The sequence below is a fragment of the Sutterella parvirubra YIT 11816 genome (assembly GCF_000250875.1).
In the GTDB taxonomy this organism is placed as follows: domain Bacteria; phylum Pseudomonadota; class Gammaproteobacteria; order Burkholderiales; family Burkholderiaceae_F; genus Sutterella; species Sutterella parvirubra.
Genome location: NZ_JH604946.1, coordinates 13,009 through 15,104, shown reverse-complemented (window position 1 = coordinate 15,104; position 2,096 = coordinate 13,009). Strand labels below are relative to the sequence as shown.

Genomic DNA, 2,096 nt, shown 5'->3' with positions numbered 1-2,096 from the left:
GCGATGGGCCGCGCCGGCCGCCGCGGCGCGGTCGGCAGCCTCAACGCGGTCGCCGGCAAGCCCTGGGGATTCTTCGGCGGCGTGGGCGTGTTTACGGTCTTTCTGATTCTCTCCTTCTATTCCGTCGTGGGCGGCTGGTGCGTGAAGTACATGATCGACGCGATCACGGGCACGGGCCTCATCGCCGACGCGGCGCAGCTGAACGCGCACTTCGGCGGCTTCGTCTCGGACGGCGCCGTGAGCTACGCGTTCCTTTTGGTCTTCCTCGTCGTCACGGCCCTCGTCGTCCTCTGCGGCATTGAAAAGGGGATCGAACGCATCGCGAAGATCCTGATGCCCTCGCTCTTCATCCTGATGCTGATCCTCATCATCCGCGGGGTGACGCTCCCGGGCGGCTGGGAAGGGGTGACGTACCTCTTCAAGCCCCGTTGGGAAGACTTCAACATGAGCGCGCTCTTCAACGCGATGGGCTTCTGCTTCTTCTCGCTCTCCTTGGGCGCCGGCACGATGATCACGTACGGCTCCTACCTCGACCCGAAGGCGGACCTTCCGGGGTCCGTGGGTTGGGTGGCGTTCCTCGGGATCCTCTCCTCGATTCTGGGCGGCCTCATGGTGATGCCCGCCGTCTTCGCGATCGGTCTCGACCCGACCGCGGGCCCGGGGCTCACGTTCGTGACGATGCCCGCGGTCTTCGCGCAGATGCCGATGGGCCAGCTCTTCGCGGTCTTCTTCTACGTCTGCCTCGTCGTCGCGGCGCTCACGTCGTCGGTTTCGATGCTCGAAGCCTGCGCGACGCTTCTCGTTCAGGAAGTGCAGCTCGCCCGCCGCAACGCGATTCTCCTGACGACGGTCGCCGCCGCGCTCGTGGGTTTGGCCGCTACTTTGTCCTTCGGCGCCTGGGGCGACGTCAAGTTCTTCGGGAAGAACATCTTCGATCTGCTTGACTACGTGACCTCGAACGTCGGCATGCCGCTCTCCACCTTCGGCATCGCGATCGCCGCCTCGTGGGTCGCCTGGAAGGCGACGGCCGCGCAGCTCCAGAGCGCGCGTCCGCTCTCGTCCGGCGCCCTCACCACGATCCGGTTCCTGATCGGCGTCTGCTCGCCCGTCTTCGTGCTGATCGTCGCGTTGGGGAGCCTCTAAGACAAGGCGTCGGAGCCTCCCTGCGGGGCTCCTTCCCCGATTCAAGAAAACCCGCCCGGCTTCGGCCCGGCGGGCTTTTTCCTCGTGTGCGGACGGCCCCGTAAGCTTGGCGCCCGGTGCCCTCTGTTATGCTTCCGCTCACCATGACTCCGTTCCAACGTCTCCTCCAACGCTTCCTCGAGATCCTCGGCTGGGAGTGGCGCGCGCACCGCGCCCTCTGGATCGCGGTTCTCCTCGGCGTCCCCGCCGCGGCCGCGGTTTGGGGTTGGACGCTGGACGCCCTGGTGCCGCGCCTTTTGGACGCCGCGATTCTGTTGGAGTGCCTCTTCGGGCTCGCCGCCTTTCTCGCGAGAAACGCGCTCGCCAGGACGCTTCCAGACGACGCCCCGGAAGCCGATGCCCTCATGACGCTTTCCATCGTGATCGCCGGCGTCTTCTCGACGGTGACGGGCTTCACGGTGTTCCTGAAGAACATCCTCTGAAGCGCCGACGGCTCGAACCGCACGAAGTCATCCACCCGAATTTCCCGCGCAGCCGCCCGATTTCCCCCATTTCCCCCGGAGGGCGTCGACGCAGACAACGACCAACCCAGGAGCCCAACCCCCATGCTCGTCCGACGCATCCACATCCTCTACTTCTCGCCCACGGGCGGCACGCGCCGCGTGGCGCGCGCCTTTCTCGCGGGCCTGCGCGGGAAGCACGCCTGCGAACTCGAAGAGTTCGACCTGACGATGCCCGAAGCCCGCCGTCCCCGCACGTACGGCCCGGGCGACCTCGTCTTCCTCTTCACGCCCGTCTTCTTCGGGCGCGTCGTCGAAACGATGCAGGACGTGAAGCTCCTCTCGGGCACGGGCGCCGTGGGCGTTCCCGTGGTCGTCTACGGGAACCGTCACTACGACGACGCGATGCGGGAATTGGCCGACATCATGCGCGCGCAGGGCTTCACGGTCGCG

Annotated in this window: 3 protein-coding genes; all 3 read left to right on the top strand. The window is 66.5% G+C overall.

From position 1 onward, the window contains the following. The coding region (locus HMPREF9440_RS04670; protein WP_040763631.1) for a sodium-dependent transporter at positions 1–1,143 on the top strand (1,143 nt) is incomplete at its 5' end. 128 nt (positions 1,144–1,271) lie between these two features. Beyond that, a complete protein-coding gene (locus tag HMPREF9440_RS04665; protein ID WP_008541967.1) occupies positions 1,272–1,625 on the top strand; it encodes a hypothetical protein in 354 nt (117 codons plus the stop codon). A gap of 123 nt (positions 1,626–1,748) precedes the next feature. Continuing rightward, the coding region (locus HMPREF9440_RS11405; RefSeq protein ID WP_008541966.1) for a flavodoxin family protein at positions 1,749–2,096 on the top strand (348 nt) is incomplete at its 3' end.

Excerpts from the sequence above, each read along its gene's own strand:
- HMPREF9440_RS04665 (WP_008541967.1), top strand. The coding sequence starts at position 1,272 with ATGCTTCCGCTCACCATGACTCCGTTCCAACGTCTCCTCCAACGCTTC.